The 239-nt window shown below is 73.2% G+C and carries 1 pseudogene; it reads left to right on the top strand.

Going from position 1 to position 239, the window contains the following annotated elements:
* Positions 1-239, top strand: a pseudogene (locus FL311_RS45845) (hypothetical protein); the annotation flags it as partial.

Genomic DNA, 239 nt, shown 5'->3' with positions numbered 1-239 from the left:
ACGGTGCGGAGTGAAGCGCAGGTCCTGAATCAGGAGCGCACCGAGCAGCGCCTCACGGAGCTCGTCGTCCGGGAGGTCTCCCGTCAGGTGGCGCAGCTCCCCACGACGCGCGGGTCGAGCAGCCCCAGGACCGAGCCCGTCCCCGTGGACAACTCACGACCGGTCCCTCCCCAGGAGGGCACGCCTTTGGAGGCGCGGCAGTCGGCCCCGGCGTCGACGGGAGCAAGCCCCCCCGAGCC

Source organism: Myxococcus sp. AB025B, assembly GCF_006518215.1.
GTDB lineage: Bacteria > Myxococcota > Myxococcia > Myxococcales > Myxococcaceae > Myxococcus > Myxococcus fulvus.
This window is presented reverse-complemented; position numbering and strand designations above follow the sequence as displayed.